The sequence below is a fragment of the Undibacterium sp. Jales W-56 genome (genome assembly GCF_025548535.1).
In the GTDB taxonomy this organism is placed as follows: Bacteria; Pseudomonadota; Gammaproteobacteria; order Burkholderiales; family Burkholderiaceae_D; genus Undibacterium.
Map to the genome: position 1 here is coordinate 238230 of NZ_JAJLQW010000001.1, position 18202 is coordinate 256431.

The window sequence follows — 18202 nt, forward strand, 5'->3', positions numbered from 1 at the left end:
GCCTGATCTTATTCAGGCACAATACCCACTGCGTGATTTTCACTCAGTGGGTTTTTTTTAGGGGTAGTGTTGTGTTGCATGGAATATTTACCTTTGTCATCGATACGATTGCCGGCCTGTTTGCCGGCTTTCTCTTGCTGCGTTTCTGGATGCAGGTGCAGCGTGTCCGGCCGCCGATGGGGCTGGCGCAGTCTATCTTTCAATTAACTGATTGGCTGGTACATCCGATCAGACGCATCATTCCCGGGTTTGCCGGTTACGACTGGGCGAGTTTGATTGCCGCCTTTTTCGTTGCTTTGATATCGACGCTGGCTGATTTTTTGGTGGTGTCCCAAGTATCTTTGCCGGTGCTGGCGCTGCTGGCATTGTTCAAAATGCTGCAATGGATACTTTACGGTTTGATGGCATTATTGGTGCTGGAAGCGGTCTTTAGCTGGGTTAATCCGCATGCACCATTTGCCCCGTTTATCCGGACCTTAAATGAACCTATCCTGTCGCCGATACGCAAATTACTTCCGCCACTGGGGGGTATCGACTTCTCACCGATGGTCGCCTTAATTTTGCTGCAAGTGCTTAATCGCTTGTTGATGGAATTGTTGCCAAGGCTGCTATTGATCTAGGCGGGTACTGGCCCGGTCGATTGACGTACGGTCAGTTTGGTCTCCAGCATCTCGCGTCTCAGCGGTAATTCTGCATTGATTATCCGGTTCACCAGCACGCGTGCGGTCAGCACGCCAATCTCGTGTTTGGGTTGCGCAATGGTGGTCAACGGCGGCGTACTGAACGAAGCCAGGGCGATATCGTCGTAGCCGATCACCGACAATTCTTCCGGAATCCGCATGCCTGCCTGCTGGGCTGCGCACAAACCGCCGATCGCCATCAGATCGTTGCTCGCGAAAATTGCCGTAGGGCGGGTAGGTAAAGCCAATAATTGCTGGAACGCGCTGAATCCGCCCTGGCTGGTAAAGTCGCTATGCGCGAGGTAATCGATATTGAAGTCGATGCCGGCTTCTTTCAGTGCGCGCAGATAGCCAGAGACCCGGTCGCTACTTGGCAGCAAAGTTTTGGGTCCTGCTACGCAGGCGATGCGCCGATGCCCGAGATCGAGCAAGTATCTGGTCGCCAGGTAACCGCCTTGTTCATGGTCCGCTTCAATAAAATCAGCGGCGACACCAGGGACTTCCCTGTCGACCAATACCTTGGGAATGGCTTCGTCGGCCAGCAATTGCGTGAGTTCCAGATCAATGCCGGACGACACCAGGATCAAACCATCGATCCGTTTTTCCATCAGCACGCGGGTATAGGCCGCTTGCTTCTTGGGATCATCGTAAGAATTGCACAGGATGATGTTATAGCCGAGTCTGAAGCTCTCATCCTCGATGCCCTGTATCACTTCGGCGAAATACGGATTCGAATTATTCGGGATCATCATGCCCAGGGTGTGCGTCTTATCGTTCTTCAGGCTGCGTGCAACCGCACTGGGGATATAGCGCAATTCCTGGATCACGGACAGTACGCGTTCACGAGCATCTTCGCTGACCACGCGGGTATTGTTGATGACGTGAGAAACCGTGGTGGTGGAGACGCGCGCTTTCTCAGCGACTTGCTTCATTGTTGCCATAAAATTTCATCCTTTCTCTATATGAATTATGACGCATGAATTACAGAAAAAGGTGACTTTTAGAGAATTGACAATATTGTTTTATTTTTTTGTTGCGATCAAGCTGGCTTGAGCGCAAGCCCTGCCAGCACCATATCGACGATCAGTTTTTCGGCATCGTCAAAATCTTTTTTGTTTAACTGCTTGCGATTCATGACCAGGCTCATTTGGGTTGCGAAGTCGGCATACGACTGCGTCATGGCCCAGATCGCGAACAGCAGATGGGTAGGATTGACCGCGGCGATCTTGCCTTCGGTAATCCATTTTTCGAAAATCTCTATGTCCTTACGCAACAAAGGCACGACTTTTTTGCGGATATCCGCGCCATACACTTTGGCGCCGCCGATCACCTCCATCGCATACACGCGTGAACCCCAGGGCCGTTCGCGCGAAAAGCGCAGCTTGGCGACGATATAGTCGCGCAATAATTCTTCCGGCTCGCGACTGTCGTCAGCCAGGCTATTCATACGCTCCAGCCAGGCATTCAGCACGTCGTCCAGCACGCGCTGATACAGCGCCTGTTTGCTGGGAAAGTAGTACAGCAGGTTTTGTTTGGATAGGCCGACTTGTTCCGCAATCGTGGCAATCGATGTGCCTTCGTAGCCGCACTCGGCAAACAGGCGTACCGCCTGCTCCAGAATCTCGGTTTCCAATTTATCGCGATTTTGCAGGCGGCGATTAATGCTTGCCGGTTTCGCCGGTTTTTCTTTCGCCGGAAGATTTTTTTCAATGTCCAATAAGGTCATGGCAGGTATTTAAGAAGGTGCTTAGTTGTTCGGCGTGGGAGTAAGCGACATTGAAGCGGAACCAGACTGTATCGGCAGGTGTGATGGAGAAGAACTCGCCGGGAGACAGCAAGATGCCTGCCTTTAAAGCCTGATCTGCAATCAGCTGGGCGTTGAAGCCCGGAGTGGACGGTGTTTGCCAGCCGGCACTGATAAACATGCCGCCTCGCGGTTTCGCCAACGGCGTCATGCCTGCTTGCTGCAAACTCAGCATGCTGCGCTCCCTTGCGGTAGCGAGCTGCTGGATCAGATGCTCCAGCATGCGCCGGTAAGGCCGGGCAGTAATCGCATGCAGCACCGCACGCTCATTGATTTCCGAGGTGGTGAGTCCGGTCAGCATCTTGATCCGCACCAATTCACTAATCAAGGAGGCGGATGCAGCAATCGAACCGACCCGCAAAGCCGGCGACAGCGTTTTAGAAAAACTGCCGACCCGTATCACCCGCCGCAATCCATCCATTGCCGCCAGAGAGGGATCGCCGCGCACGCTCAGTTCACGGTAAATATCGTCTTCGACGACCCAGAAGTCGAAGCGCTCCGCCAGGCCCAGCAGGCGATGTGCCTGCGCGTGGCTGAGGGAGGTGCCGAGGGGATTTTGCAAGACGGTATTGACGAACATCAGCTTGGGCTGATGGATGGTCGCTTTCTCCTGTAATGCGTCAAAATCCAGGCCGTGCTCGCCGCGCGGTATGCCGATCGCAATGCAGCCATGATGACGGATCAGCGACAGCAGATTGCTGTAACCCGGATCTTCCACAAAGATACAGTCACCGGGTTTGCTCAGGGTGCGCAGGATCAGATCGAAACCATGAGTCGCACCGTGCGTCAGTACGATCTGATCGGGTTCAACTGCAAACAATTCATCGCCCAGACTGCTCGCCAGATGCTGGCGCAAACTCGGGAATCCCAAAGGATTGCCATAGCCGCGCATGCGGCAGGTCGGGATACGCATCGCATGCCGCACCGCATCCAGGATGGTCGATTCGCCATACCACTCCGGCGGCAGCCAGCCGGAGCCGGCAGGCAGTGCATCCGATACGCCGGTATATAAATCAGGACTCAGCGCATCGATGCTGACTGGTAATGCGTGTTGGGTCAATGCCGGACGGGCGCAAGGGCTTTCGCAACGCGCCACAAAATAACCCGAGCCGCGACGTGAGGACAGCAGGCCCGTCGTCAGCAAGCGATCGTAGGACTCGACGACAGTAAAAGTACTGATGCCGTTCGATTTGGCGAACTGCCGCACGGAAGGCATCTTGGTGCCGGTACGTAATTCGCTAGTGTTGACCAGTGCCGTGATGGCCGACACGATCTGCTCGACCAGGTTGCCGCGCCTGCTGCGATCGAGTCGCAACATCGGCCAGGATATTGCGTTGCCATCGCCAGGCAATGTGGCAACACTCTGGCCGCTCTCTGCTAACTGTTGCATGTACATCTCCACCTGACGCGAAGTTATTCGACCGGCTTGCGAGCGACGCCGGGCATGGCCGCTCCTTCATTTGCCGCATTCACCTTATTTCTTGAACTGTAGCGTTTGACCGACCAATACGGTTGCTGGTTTTTTGTGCATCTGTATATGTCGCCATCGATGTTCTTGTCTTTATGCTGCTGCCTACTATTGCACCATAGTTTTACCGGATGGTAAATAGTTTTTCCAATAACAGGAGCCTCCCATGTATGAATCCCGCCCCGAAAACATGCACCCGTTCTGGATGCCTTTCACTGCCAACCGCGATTTCAAAAGCACGCCGCGTCTGCTGGTCTCTGCCCAGGGTATGCATTATCGCGATGTCGATGGCAATCGCATCCTCGACGGCACGGCTGGTCTGTGGTGCGTACCGCTGGGACATGCGCAGCCCAGGCTGGTCAAGGCAGTGCAGGACATGGTGGCGCAACTGGATTTTGCGCCGACCTTCCAGATGGGACATCCGTCAGCGTTTGAGTTGGCCGAACGCTTGATGAGTTATACCAATCATCGTTTTGGACAGGTTTTTTATACCAACTCAGGCTCCGAGGCAGTCGATACTGCGCTCAAAATGGCATTGGCCTACCACCGTGCGCGCGGTGATGGAACGCGTACCCGCCTGATCGGTCGCGAGCGTGGTTATCACGGCGTCGGTTTTGGCGGCATGTCTGTCGGCGGCATCGCTAATAACCGCAAGACTTTCGGCAGTTTATTGCCGGGCGTGGATCATTTGCCGCATACCCATAACCTGGAAAAAAACGCCTTCACCCGCGGCGAGCCGGAATACGGCGCACATCTCGCGGATGAGCTGGAACGGCTGGTTGCTCTGCATGACGCATCGACGATTGCTGCCGTCATCGTGGAGCCGCTGGCGGGTTCCAGCGGCGTCCTGGTGCCGCCCAAAGGTTACCTGAAGCGCCTGCGCGAGCTTTGCACCAAGCATGGCATCTTGTTGATTTTTGATGAAGTCATCACGGGTTTTGGCCGCCTGGCGACGCCGTTCGCCTTTGATTATTTTGATGTCGAGCCGGATCTGGTCACCATGGCCAAGGGCTTGACGAATGGCGTTGTGCCTATGGGTGCGGTGTTTTCCAAGCAGCATATCTACGACGCCTTCATGCAAGGGCCCGCCGGCATTGAGTTATTCCACGGCTATACCTATTCCGGTCATCCACTGGCCTGTGCCGCTGCCCTGGCAAGCCTGGATATTTTTGAGGAGCAAAAAGTGCTTGAACATGCGCGTGGCCTGACCGAATATTGGGCCGATGCGGTGCATTCCCTCAAAGGCTTGCCGCATGTAATCGACCTGCGCAATCTGGGCTTGATCGCAGGGATTGAGCTGGCGCCGATACCGGGCAAACCGGGAGCCAGGGCATTCGATGCATTCAAACGCGCATTTGCCGACGGCATCCTGATCCGTGTTACCGGCGACATCATCGCCTTGTCGCCGCCGCTGGTTTTAGAAAAATCGCATATCGACGAACTGTTCGGCAAGCTGGCGCAGATTTTAAAAAATCTCGATTAAGCCCCTCTACACCAATGCATATCTGGACAAGGAATTAATAGGACTACCGCAACAGCCAAAACCACGCACCACCGAGACACGGAGAAAGGCAAGAGAAACTGGTTTCATGGCATGTGGATATTAAAACGAAGCCGCAAGCCGGGTGGGCCTGTTGGCGCTAAATGCCTCGGAAAGCCGCACCCAGCTTGCGGGTTCAATGTACATGACGCTAACCGCTTGCCGTTTTGCGTCCGTTCTAACCAAGTGAAAAATGAAATGAGAATCCCATTATGAGTTCATTGATGAATCGAGAGACCATTCCCCACTTCATCGCGGGCGAGAAGCAGGATACAACGAGTGGACGCTATGCCGACGTGTACAACCCGGCGCTGGGCGTGCCGATCGCCCGCGTTGCGCTGGCATCGGCGGAGGAAGTTGATCGGGCGGTCGCCGCCGCTGCCAAGGCATTCCCGTCATGGGCCAATACCCCGCCACTGACGCGTGCGCGCGTGCTGTTCAAATATCTGCATTTGCTGCAGGAAAACGCCGACCGCTTCGCCGAAATGCTGACGCGGGAGCATGGTAAAACCTTTGCCGATGCGCAGGGCGAAGTCGCCCGCGGCATCGAAGTGGTGGAATTCGCCTGCGGTATTCCGCAGCTTTTAAAAGGGGAGTTCAGCGACCAGATTGCGCGTGGCATCGATGCCTGCTCGTTCCGCCAGCCACTTGGCGTGGTCGTGGGGATTACGCCGTTCAATTTCCCGGCGATGGTACCGATGTGGATGTTTCCGGTTGCCCTTGCTTGCGGCAATACCTTTGTGCTGAAGCCGTCGGAGCGCGATCCTTCGCCGTCGATTCTGCATGCCGAACTGTTGAAGCAGGCAGGCTTGCCGGATGGTGTGTTCAATGTCGTACAAGGCGATAAGACGGCGGTCGATGCTTTGCTCGATCATCCGCAGGTGCAGGCAATCAGCTTCGTCGGCTCTACTCCGATTGCCGAATATATTTATACCCGTGGCAGTGCCAACGGCAAGCGCGTGCAGGCATTGGGCGGTGCAAAAAATCATATGGTCGTGATGCCGGATGCCGAGATGGACATGGCGGTCGATGCCTTGATCGGCGCCGCGTATGGTTCAGCGGGCGAGCGTTGCATGGCGATTTCGGTGGCGGTTGCCGTTGGCGGCGCAGCCGATCAACTGGTCGCCGCTCTGGCGGAAAGAACGCGGGCATTGAAAATCAATGACGGCATGGCCGCCGGAGCAGAAATGGGACCGGTTGTCAGCCTGGCAGCCAAGCAACGTATAGAAAAACTGATAGGCCAGGGCGTCGAGCAGGGCGCTCACCTGGTGGTGGACGGGCGCGGACACAAGGTAGCCGGGCGTGAAAACGGTTTTTTTGTAGGCGGCACTTTATTTGATCGCGTGACACCGGAGATGACGATTTACCAGGAGGAGATTTTTGGCCCGGTACTGTGCGTGATGCGGGTGCCGGACATCGCGAGCGCAGTTGAACTGATCAACAAGCATGAATACGGTAACGGCGTCGCGATTTTTACCCGCGATGGCGGTGTAGCGCGTGAGTTTGTGCGGCAGATACAAGTCGGTATGGTTGGTGTCAATGTGCCTTTGCCTGTGCCGATGGCATTTCACAGTTTTGGCGGCTGGAAGCGCAGCCTGTTTGGCGATCATCATGTCTACGGTCCTGAGGGGGTACGTTTTTATACCCGTAGCAAGGCGGTCATGCAGCGTTGGCCTGATTCTGCAAAAGCTCATGGCAGTGCCGGTGCAGAATTCGCCTTCCCGCAAATGAAGTAATGTGCAGGAATGGTGCAGTGCAAATCAGAAATGTGCCAAATAGCAGCATAAAAGTGGTAATTTTTGTTTTTACCAAGTGGTAAATATTGGCACGAGGTTTGCTAGCTGTTTCAGGTAATACGTAATTGCTGCCCGCAGTGTTGTTGGTCGTCACAGATATACGCAAAAATAGCCACGGATAGCGGAATAAGAACCTCCGCTGTTTTCCCAGTCAAGATAATAAGTAGGAATGCATGATGATTGAATCTCCCTCTCCTCTGACACAATTTTCGCCATTGTCGCAGCTCGCGCATCTCGCTCATCCAGAAGCCCCTCATGAAGCGCTGGCAGCGCGCTTTACCGACCTGGCTCCCGCCTTGAGCCAGCGTCAGGCACTGATAGAAAGCCAGCGTTGCCTGTATTGTTACGATGCCCCTTGTACCCGTATCTGTCCATCCGATATCGATGTCGCCAGCTTCATCCGCAATATCGCGAACGAGAATATCAATGGCGCTGCCAAAACGATACTGCAAGAGAATATTCTGGGCGGCAGTTGCGCCCGGGTTTGCCCAACCGAAATCCTGTGCGAGCAAGCCTGCGTGCGCAATCATGATGCCGAGGCGCAGCCGGTCAAGATCGGCCTGTTGCAGCGTCATGCGATTGATCATATGGATTTTCAGTCTCATCCATTTCAGCGCGCTGCCGCCACCGGTCGCACGATTGCCGTAGTTGGCGCTGGGCCGGCGGGTTTAGCCTGTGCGCACCGGCTGGCGATGCTGGGCAACGATGTCGTGATTTTTGAAGCGCGCGCCAAACCGGGCGGCCTGAATGAATACGGGATTGCCAAATACAAGCTGACCGGGGATTTTGCGCAGCGTGAAGTGCAGTTCTTACTAGAAATCGGCGGCATCACGATGCAGTATGGACAAACACTGGGCGGCAATCTGCAGCTCAGCGATTTACGCGACAAATATGATGCCGTGTTTCTGGGTATCGGTCTTGGCGCCAGCCGTCAACTGGGCCTGACGGGAGAAGACGCGCCCGGCTTGCTGGCCGCAGTCGATTACATTGCCGAATTGCGCCAGACCGACGACCTGAGCCAGTTGCCGCTGGCGTCACGCTGTCTGGTGATCGGCGCGGGGAATACCGCCATCGATATGGCGGTGCAGATGGCCAAGCTCGGCGCGGACGATGTCACCGTGGTGTATCGTCGCGGCACGGAAGCGATGTCAGCGACCGGCCATGAACAAGAGATCGCCAAAGCACATCAGGTCAGGTTGAAAACCTGGGCGCAGCCGCAACAGGTGTTGCTGGATGAGACGGGCAAGGTGCGTGGCATGCGCTTCGAAAAAACACGCATGGACGGTAAGCGCCTGCTTGGTACAGGCGAGATGTTTGAGCTTGCGGCGGATGCGATTTTTAAAGCCATCGGCCAGTCTTTGGATGCGGCCTCCCTCAGCGATACGCTGGCACATGAATTGCAAAAAACAGGCGACAAAATTGATGTCGATGATCGGTTTCGCACCGCTGTTGCTGGCGTATATGCGGGTGGCGATTGCGTCGCACCCGGACAGGATTTGACGGTGCAGGCGGTCCAGCACGGCAAGCTGGCTGCGGCCGCGATTCATCAAGATTTGTTATCCGGCGCATTCCCCAGATCATCTACCAGGAAGGAGGCTGCATAATGGCCGATCTCAGCATCCATTTCGCCGGTATCAAGGCGCCGAATCCATTCTGGCTCGCCTCCGCACCGCCCACGGACAAAGCCTATAACGTGATCCGCGCCTTTGAGGCGGGTTGGGGCGGCGTGGTCTGGAAAACCTTGGGCGAGGACCCGGCACCCGTCAATGTGTCATCGCGCTATTCCGCTCACTTCGGCAAGAACCGAGAAGTCATCGGCTTTAATAATATTGAACTGATTACCGACCGCAGCCTGGACATCAACCTGCGTGAAATCACTCAGGTAAAAAAAGACTGGCCCGATCGCGCCATGATCGTCTCTATGATGTATCCCTGCGAAGAAGCGATCTGGAAAGCCGTGTTGCCGCTGGTCGAAGCGACCGGGGCGGATGCGATTGAATTGAATTTCGGCTGCCCGCACGGTATGCCGGAACGCGGTATGGGTGCGGCAGTGGGGCAAGTGCCGGACTATGTAGAAATGGTCACGCGCTGGTGCAAGCAATATTGCTCCTTGCCGGTGATCGTCAAGCTCACTCCGAATATTACCGATGTACGCCTGCCGGCACGCGCCGCGCACAATGGCGGGGCCGATGCGGTATCGCTGATCAATACCATCAATTCGATTACCTCGATTGATCTTGATCATATGGTGGCGCGCCCTATCGTCGGCGGTAAGAGCACGCACGGTGGTTATTGCGGCTCGGCGGTGAAGCCGATTGCATTAAATATGGTGGCAGAAATCGCCCGCGATCCTGCGACGCAGGGTTTGCCGATCTCCGGTATCGGCGGTATCGGCAACTGGCGCGACGCCGCCGAATTCATTGCGCTCGGCGCGGGTTCGGTGCAGGTGTGTACGGCAGCGATGCTGCATGGCTTTCGTATCGTCGAAGACATGAAGGATGGCCTGTCGCGCTGGATGGATGAAAAAGGCTATGCCACGATTGAGGATTTTCGAGGCAAGGCGGTTGCCAATACGACCGACTGGAAATACCTGAATATGAACTTCAAGTCCATAGCCCGGATCAACCAGGACAATTGCATTCAGTGCGGTCGCTGCTATATCGCTTGCGAGGACACCTCGCATCAATCGATAGCCCAGTTGATTGCGGCAAATGGCCAGCGTAAATATGAAGTGATCAAAGAAGAATGCGTTGGCTGCAACCTCTGTCAAATCACGTGCCCGGTTGAAAACTGTATTACGATGGTGACAGAAGAAACCGGCAAACCGTATATGAACTGGACCCAGGATCCGCGTAATCCACGAGCAGAAAATCTGATCAAAGCATAAAAATATCAATGACAATAACGGATTGCGCCCTGTCCAAGGCGCAATCCTTTTGTATTCACAGATAGCACGGCTTAACCACCGAAGGAGAGGCAAACGTGAACAAATCAGCGGCAAGTAGCGAACTCTGGAACGAAGACCTGGCGCCGACCAGCGAGGCGCAGCGCACCTGGCGCTGGTATCATTTTGCAGCCTTATGGGTAGGCATGGTGATGTGCATTCCCGCCTACACTCTGGCGGCAAGTCTGATCGAGAGCGGCATGTCTGCGTCGCAAGCGGTTATCACAGTCTTTCTCGCGAATGCAATCGTGCTGGTGCCGATGCTGCTGATCGGCCATGCCGGTACCAAGTACGGCATTCCCTATGCGGTATTGGCGCGTAGTTCCTTCGGCACCAAAGGCGCCCGTTTGCCTGCCTTGATGCGGGCGATTGTCGCGTGTGGCTGGTACGGTATCCAGACCTGGTTCGGCGGCATGATGATCTATACGCTGGCAGGGGTGTTGCTCGGGCATCCTCTCGGTGGCGACAAGATTGCCGGTCTCGGCATCAATGGCGCACAGTTTGCCTGTTTCCTGGGTTTTTGGGCGATTCAGTTCTGGTACATCTTCCACGGCATGGATGCGATCCGCAAATTGGAAACCTATACCGCGCCTTTAAAAATCGTGATCTGCTTTGTCTTGCTGGGCTGGGTGTATAACAAGGCCGGCGGCTTTGGCCCTATCCTCGATCAGCCGTCCCAGTTTGTTGAAGGCGGTAAAAAAGCCGGACAGTTCTGGGCCACTTTCTGGCCTTCATTGACGGCGATGATCGGTTTCTGGGCGACGCTCGCATTGAATATTCCCGACTTCACGCGCTTCGCCAAATCGCAGCGCGATCAGGTGCTGGGACAAAGTGTGGGCTTGCCTGTGCCTATGGGTTTGCTGGCGATGCTGGCGGTGATCGTGACCTCGGCAACCGTGGTGCTGTATGGCAAGGCGATCTGGGATCCGGTCGATCTGGCGAGCCGCATGACGGGCGTGGCGGTGCTGATCGCCTTGCTGATTTTGCTGATCGATACCGTCAGCGTGAATCTGGCCGCGAATCTGGTAGGACCTGCCTACGATTTTTCGGCACTCAGCCCGAAACTCATCAGCTATAAAACCGGCGGTTACATCACGGCGTTTATCGCGATTGCGATGATGCCGTGGAAGATACTGGAATCGACCCAAGGCTATATTTTTACCTGGCTGATCGGTTATTCCGCATTGCTGGGGCCGATCGCCGGCATCCTGATTATCGATTATTACTTCATCCGTAAAACCACGCTCGATGTCGATCAGCTGTATCAGCAGAATGGCAAATATTCCTACGGCAATGGCTGGAACATGGCGGCGATCGCGGCCTTCGTGATCGGTGTCGCGCCGAACATCCCGGGCTTTTTAAACGCCGCTTTCCCCGCTGCTTTTCCGGATACGTCCGAGGTATTTAAATCCATCTATACCTATGCCTGGTTTGTCGGCCTGGTGTTATCGGGTGTGCTGTATCTGGTGATGATGAAGGGCAAACCGGATCAGGTTCTGGCCGTACCGCAGCCGCAATAAAGCAGCGTCATTGCACCATCGTTAAGTGATTGCCGAATTCTCAGGAGACAAGTATGAGCATATTGATACGCGGCGGTACCGTCGTTAACGCAGACCGTGCATTCAGGGCAGATGTCTTGTGTGCCGATGGCAAGATCGTCGCGCTCGGCGAGCATCTGCAAGCCCCCGCAGGTGCCGAGATCGTGGAGGCTGGCGGGCAGTATGTGATGCCGGGCGGGATCGATCCGCACACGCATATGAACCTGCCTTTCATGGGCACGGTGACGGCCGATGACTTCTTTACCGGCACCGCAGCCGGGCTGGCTGGCGGCACCACCACGATCATTGATTTCGTGATCCCGAATCCGCAGCAGCCCTTGATGGATGCCTATCACACCTGGCGCGGCTGGGCAAAAAAATCGGCCGGGGATTACAGCTTTCACGTGGCAGTGACCTGGTGGGATGACAGTGTGCATGCCGATATGGGGACACTGGTACGCGATCACGGGGTAAATAGCTTCAAGCATTTTATGGCCTATAAAAACGCCATCATGGCGGATGATGAAGTGCTGGTAAAAAGTTTTAAGCGGGCCCTGGAATTAGGTGCGATGCCGACTGTGCATGCAGAGAACGGCGAGCTGGTTTTTCTGCTGCAGCAAGAGTTGCTGAAGAAAGGCATCACGGGCCCGGAGGCGCACCCGCTGTCACGGCCGCCGATGGTCGAAGGCGAGGCCGCGAATCGGGCCATCGCGATTGCGAATGTCTTGAATACCCCGATCTACATCGTGCACGTCTCCTGCATAGAATCGCTGGAAGCGATTACCCGCGCCCGCAGCAAAGGTCAGCGCGTATTTGGCGAGGTGCTGGCGGGACATTTGACGATAGACGACAGCGTTTACCGTCATCCCGATTTTGATATCGCAGCGGGTCATGTGATGAGCCCGCCGTTTCGCTCCAAAGAACATCAGGCCGCCTTATGGCAAGGCCTGCAAGGCGGCAACCTCCATACCACTGCGACCGATCATTGCACCTTTTGCGACAGCCAGAAAGCAGCGGGCAAGAACGACTTCACCAAGATCCCGAACGGCTGCGGCGGAGTAGAGGATCGCATGGCGGTGATCTGGGATGCCGGTGTGAACAGCGGAAAGCTGACGCCGTCGGAATTCGTCAAAGTCACCTCGACCAATGCCGCGCAGATTTTCAATATCTATCCGCGTAAAGGCAGCGTTGCCGTCGGCGCTGACGCCGACATCGTGGTCTGGGATCCGCAAGGAACGCGGACGATTTCGGCCAGGACGCAATTTGCCAAAGGCGGTTTTAATGTATTTGAAGGACGCACGGTGCGCGGCATTCCCAGCCACACGCTCAGCGCTGGCAAGCTGGTGTTTAAACAAGGCGAACTGCGCGCGGTAGAGGGTGCCGGCCAGCATGTGGACAGGCCAGCGTTTTCGCCGATGTTTGACGCCTTGGGTCGCATGGCACAGCAGGCCGCAGCAGTGGTCGTGCCGCGTTAATGCAGATCGGTGAGGCAGATCGATGATGCAGCGCATCAGACTTTAAAACCAGGCTCTACTCAGTGGTACAGAAAAGGAACCAGCATGAATACCGATGACTTAAGAATTAACGGCGATCGCCTGTGGCAATCACTGATGGAGTTGGCGCAAATCGGCGCAACAGTCAAAGGCGGGGTCAAACGCCTGGCCCTGACCGACCTCGACAAGCAGGGTCGCGATCTGGTCACCGGCTGGGCCAGGCAGGCCGGCATGTCCGTCACGGTCGACAAGATCGGTAATGTGTTCATGCGTCGTGACGGTAGCAACAATACGTTGCCGCCGGTCGTCTCCGGCAGTCACATCGATACCCAGCCAACCGGCGGCAAGTTCGATGGCAATTACGGGGTGCTGGCCGCACTCGAAGTGGTGCGCACATTGAACGATCACCAGATCAAAACCGAAGCGCCGATCGAAGTTGCATTCTGGACCAACGAGGAAGGTTCGCGTTTCGTTCCCGTGATGATGGGCTCCGGCGTGTTCTGCGGCGCATTCACGCTGGAACATGCGTATGCGGCCAAAGATGTCGAGGGAAAAACGGTCAGAGACGAACTCGAACGTATCGGCTATCTCGGCACCCAAACGCCGGGCGACCATCCTATCGGCGCGTATTTTGAAACGCACATCGAACAAGGCCCGGTGCTGGAAGACGCCGATAAAGTCATCGGCGTGGTGCCCGCCGTCATGGGCTTATCCTGGTATGACTGCATCGTCACCGGGATGGAAGCGCATGCCGGTCCGACGCCCATGCATCTGCGCAAAGACGCTTTGCAAATCGCCACCAGAATCATGCAGGAAGTCGTCAATATCGGTAACCGTTACCCGCCGTATGGACGCGGTACGGTCGGTATGGTGCAGGTCTTCCCGAATAGCCGCAACGTGATTCCGGGTGAAGTGAAATTCAGCATCGATTTACGGAATGTGAATGACGCTTTGCTCAATACCATGCATCAAGAGATCCTGGCTTTTGTCGATAAAACGGCGAGCGATAGCGGCTTGAAAATCAGCATTGAACGCGTATCCTACTACCCGCCTTGCCCTTTCCATCCGGATTGCGTCGATGCGGTGCGCAGCGCGACTGCCAGGCTCGGTTATTCGACGATGGATGTGGTATCCGGCGCAGGCCATGATGCCATCTATGCGGCACGCCTGGCACCTGCGGGCATGATCTTCGTTCCTTGCAAAGATGGGATCAGTCATAACGAGATCGAAGATGCGAAGCCGCAGCACCTCGAGGCAGGTTGCAATGTCTTGTTGTTGGCGATGCTGGAAAGGGCGAAACCGGTTGCCTAATTAAGATTTACGCAAAAACAAAACCTCTCACCGCCGAGATACGCAGACACGGAAATACAGAGGAAAGACAAGATTAAACAGCACCCATGGAATGGTGATATTAAAAACGAACCCGCAATCTGACTGCGCCTGCTGGCACGAAATGCCTCTGAAAGCCGCATCCGGCCTGCGGGTTCAATATGGGGGGACTTCTAAAACCTCATACTCGAGCGCATCGCGTCGTTACAAAGTTTCGCAATACCGACACCGTCCGGTTTCATTATGAGTCGACCCGAATTCTAGCCATCGTCTACAACACATTCAATCACGAGGGCATTGTTATTGTATTATTTGCACTCTTTCCTTGATTTGAGTAGACGATGATAATTAAATTGATGCAGCGCGCCTTTTCCGCTGCGCTTCTGCTTGCACTCAGCTTGTCCGCACAGGCGGCGATCAACTTGTCGGATCCTCTTCCGGTAGGACCGCAAGTCAAGCTGGGCAAGCTGGCCAACGGGCTGACCTACTACATCCAGAAAAACGCCAAACCCGAGCAGCATGTTGAACTGAGACTGGTCGTCAAAGCCGGCTCTATTCTCGAAGACGATGATCAGCAAGGTCTGGCCCACTTCACTGAACACATGGCGTTTAATGGCTCACGTCATTTTAAAAAGCATGAACTGATTTCGTATTTGCAGTCTATCGGCGTGAAGTTCGGCGCCGACTTGAACGCTTATACCAGTTTTGACGAGACCGTTTATATCCTGCCGATTCCCACTGACAAGAAAGAAAATCTGGAGACGGGATTCCTGGTATTGCAAGACTGGGCCCAAGGTGTGCAAATGAACGACACCGATATCGATAAGGAGCGCGACATCATCCTGGAAGAAGCGCGGCTCGGTAAAGGTGCCAGCGACAGGATGAACAAGGTGCTGCTGCCGGAAGTGTTTAACGGATCGAGATATGCCGAGCGTTTGCCGATAGGCAAAGAAGCCGTTATTAAGAATTTCAACTACGATGCGATTAAACGTTTTTACGCCGATTGGTACCGTCCTGATTTGATGGCGGTCGTGGTGATTGGCGATATCGATCCGGCGCAGGCGGAGAAAATGATAGACGCACATTTTTCTCAGCTGAAAAACCCGGCAAAAGAACGTCCGCGCAATTACGCCAAAATCCCGGATCGTTCAGCATCCAGGGGGCTGGTCATCACCGACAAAGAGGCGACCAATAACGTCGTGCTGATCCGCTATCCGGTTCGCGCCGCGACTCCCAACACGAGCATCGCCGATTATCGTCAGAGCATGATTAAAAGACTGGTAGCCAACATGCTGGCACAGCGCATGCAAGAGTTGACACAGCAAGCGAATCCGCCGTTTTTGGGTGCGTCAAGTTCAGTCGGGTTATTAGCACCAGGCTATGAATCGTATTCCTCGTATGCCATGCTGGGACGGGGTGGAGTCGAGCCGGCGATCCGTGCGGTAGTGCAAGAGAATGAAAAAGCGCGCCAATTCGGCTTTAGCAACGAGGAGTTGGAGCGCGTCAAAAAAATGCAGCTGCGCAATCTGGAAAATGCCTATAACGAGCGCGATAAAACTAATTCTGCGACTTATGCAGCTGAATATATTCGTCACTTCCTGATACAGGAGACGATCCCCGGTATCGTCAATGAATTCGCCTACGCCAATGAACTGCTGCCGGGAATCAGCCTGGCCGAAGTAAATAATTACGCACGCCAGTCGATACCTGGCGAGGCGCAAAAACTGGTGGTGTACATGGGCTCGGACAAGACAGACGTGCCCGCACCTTCCGATACGGCGCTACTGCAACTGGTCGATGCTGCGCAAAAAACGCCTGTCGTCATGAGCGCAGAAAAAAAACTGGCAGCCAATCTGATGGAACGTCCTGCAAAGGCCGGCAGCATCGTCGCAGAAAAATATAATAAAAAGTTAGATCTGTCTGAACTGGAGTTGTCAAACGGCGTCAAAGTCATTCTCAAGTCCACCGATTTTAAAAACGATCAGCTTGTGATGGGGGCGACGCGCTTTGGCGGGCAATCGCTGTATGAGGATAAAGATAATTTCAACGCCCGCTACGCCAATGCCATCGTCTGGAATATGGGGTTGAAAACTTTCTCGCCTACCGATATCCCGAAAATTCTGGCGGGCAAATTCGCCAATTTGCAGACCAATAGCGGCTTCTACACGGAGGGTTTTAGCGGCACCGCAGGCAGCGCTGATGTTGAAACCCTGTTCCAATTGTTATATCTGAGAATGACCAGCCCTCGCAAAGATGAGGAGTTATTCAAGGCATACATCAGTAAAGCGCAGGACGCGACAAAAAATACCATGGCCAGTCCTGAATCGATATTCAACGATGCACTGATCTCGACCTTATTCAATCAGCATCCGCGCCTGGTACTGACAACCAAGCCGGAGGATTTTACTAAGATTGATCTGGATAGATCGATGGCGATTTTTAGCGAACGTTTTAGCAGCGCGAAAGGCCTGACCTTCATCATCGTTGGTAGTTTTGAAATCGATCAAATCAAGCCGCTGATTACGGCCTACCTCGCCAATTTACCGACGCCTGATATTGCCGTTACCTACAAGGATCTGGGCGTGCGTGCGGTAGCGGGAATCGTCAAGACAGAGGTTAAAGCCGGTACCGAGCAAAAAGCCAGAGTGTCTATGAATTTCACTGGTAACGCTCATTATTCGACTGAGGAAAATTTACGGTTCCATGCCATGATCGATGTCATGAATCTGCGCATCACCGATATTTTGCGGGAAAAATTAGCCTTGATTTATGGCGGAAATATGAGCGGCGGACTCGGTCGCACGCCTTATCAAAACTATCGTATCGGTATCATGCTGCCCTGCGGTCCGGATAATGTAGATAAGGTCATCGCCGCCATGTCTGCGGAAATCGAAAAAATGAAAATACAGGGTCCGCTGCCATCCGATCTGAGCAAAGTAAAGCAGAACTGGCTCAAGGAACGTCAGGCCCAAATGCGTACCAATGGGTATTGGCTGGGCAATCTTCAGGACGCGGTCTTGTACGGTACCGACATGGCCGAGATATTGAATTACGAAGCAAGGCTCAATGACATCACGGTCTACGATATCAAAGAAGCGGCGAAACTTTACTTCAATCTGAATAACTATGTACAAGTGGTGATGTATCCGGAGAAGTAAGTCAAGCGCGCTGCAACTTAGATCGATCACCCGTCTTATCTGTAAAACTAGAGCAGTCCGCGGCATGTTCTGCGTTCTGCTCTTTTTCTATCCAGACTTACGCAAGACGACAAGCTGCTTACCACCATGGACATTGAACCAGCGGGCTGGATGCGGCTTTCAGAGACATTTGGTGCCTACAGGCGCATCAGGATTGCGGGGTCGTTTTAATATCAGCACCCCATGAAGCCTTTCCTCTTGCCTTTTCTCTGTGTCTCCGTGTCTCTGTGGTGAGAGGTTTTGGTTTTTGCGTAAGCCCTATATATGTACCAATACGTACCAATCAAATTGGGAAGGCACCGGATTCCCAATGACGCAGGGATGACGGATCGTATTTTTCCTTAACTGAAAATAGGAACATCATGCAGCGTAGTTACCGGATATAGCGCGCAAACTTCATGCATAATTATCCT

The 18202-nt window shown here is 54.3% G+C and carries 12 protein-coding genes; 9 read left to right on the forward strand and 3 right to left on the reverse strand.

Going from position 1 to position 18202, the window contains the following annotated elements; all coding sequences use genetic code 11:
- Positions 1-71: 71 nt before the first annotated feature.
- Positions 72-620 carry a YggT family protein gene (locus LPB67_RS01095; RefSeq protein WP_262835219.1) on the forward strand — a complete coding sequence of 183 codons (549 nt, stop codon included), beginning with the start codon at positions 72-74 and terminating at the stop codon, positions 618-620.
- On the opposite strand, the gene LPB67_RS01100 is transcribed toward LPB67_RS01095, so the two are convergent.
- The 3 genes from LPB67_RS01100 to LPB67_RS01110 form a co-directional block, all read right to left on the reverse strand.
- Entirely contained in the window at positions 617-1621 is a 1005-nt protein-coding gene (locus tag LPB67_RS01100; RefSeq protein ID WP_262835220.1) for a LacI family DNA-binding transcriptional regulator, read from the reverse strand. The two genes, LPB67_RS01095 and LPB67_RS01100, sit on opposite strands and share 4 nt — an antisense overlap.
- 98 nt (positions 1622-1719) lie before the next feature.
- The gene (locus LPB67_RS01105) at positions 1720-2406 is read right to left on the reverse strand and encodes a TetR/AcrR family transcriptional regulator (RefSeq protein WP_262835221.1); all 687 of its coding nucleotides are present in this window, start codon (positions 2404-2406) and stop codon (positions 1720-1722) included.
- Positions 2387-3874, reverse strand: coding sequence for a PLP-dependent aminotransferase family protein (locus LPB67_RS01110; protein ID WP_262835222.1), 1488 nt, complete (start codon positions 3872-3874; stop codon positions 2387-2389). The genes LPB67_RS01105 and LPB67_RS01110 overlap by 20 nt, the downstream gene beginning before the upstream one ends.
- A gap of 244 nt (positions 3875-4118) precedes the next feature.
- On the opposite strand from LPB67_RS01110, the gene LPB67_RS01115 reads away from it, so the two are divergent.
- From LPB67_RS01115 to LPB67_RS01150, 8 genes are all read left to right on the forward strand, one after another.
- On the forward strand, positions 4119-5435 hold the full coding sequence (locus LPB67_RS01115; protein ID WP_262835223.1) for an aspartate aminotransferase family protein: 1317 nt from the start codon (positions 4119-4121) through the stop codon (positions 5433-5435).
- A 281-nt stretch (positions 5436-5716) separates the two neighbouring features.
- Positions 5717-7228, forward strand: a complete 1512-nt coding sequence (locus LPB67_RS01120) for a CoA-acylating methylmalonate-semialdehyde dehydrogenase (RefSeq protein ID WP_410482706.1) — start codon at positions 5717-5719, stop codon at positions 7226-7228.
- Positions 7229-7464: 236 nt separating this feature from the next.
- The gene (locus LPB67_RS01125; RefSeq protein WP_262835225.1) at positions 7465-8892 is read left to right on the forward strand and encodes an NAD(P)-dependent oxidoreductase; all 1428 of its coding nucleotides are present in this window, start codon (positions 7465-7467) and stop codon (positions 8890-8892) included.
- Positions 8892-10175, forward strand: coding sequence for an NAD-dependent dihydropyrimidine dehydrogenase subunit PreA (preA, locus tag LPB67_RS01130; protein ID WP_262835226.1), 1284 nt, complete (start codon positions 8892-8894; stop codon positions 10173-10175). Before LPB67_RS01125 ends, preA begins: the two co-directional genes overlap by 1 nt.
- A gap of 95 nt (positions 10176-10270) precedes the next feature.
- Positions 10271-11752, forward strand: coding sequence for an NCS1 family nucleobase:cation symporter-1 (locus LPB67_RS01135; protein WP_262835227.1), 1482 nt, complete (start codon positions 10271-10273; stop codon positions 11750-11752).
- A gap of 53 nt (positions 11753-11805) precedes the next feature.
- Positions 11806-13245 carry a dihydropyrimidinase gene (gene hydA, locus LPB67_RS01140; RefSeq protein ID WP_262835228.1) on the forward strand — a complete coding sequence of 480 codons (1440 nt, stop codon included), beginning with the start codon at positions 11806-11808 and terminating at the stop codon, positions 13243-13245.
- Between the two features lie 84 nt (positions 13246-13329).
- Positions 13330-14574, forward strand: a complete 1245-nt coding sequence (locus LPB67_RS01145; protein WP_262835229.1) for a Zn-dependent hydrolase — start codon at positions 13330-13332, stop codon at positions 14572-14574.
- Between the two features lie 359 nt (positions 14575-14933).
- Entirely contained in the window at positions 14934-17750 is a 2817-nt protein-coding gene (locus LPB67_RS01150) for a M16 family metallopeptidase (protein WP_262835230.1), read from the forward strand.
- The last annotated feature ends 452 nt before the right edge of the window (positions 17751-18202 follow it).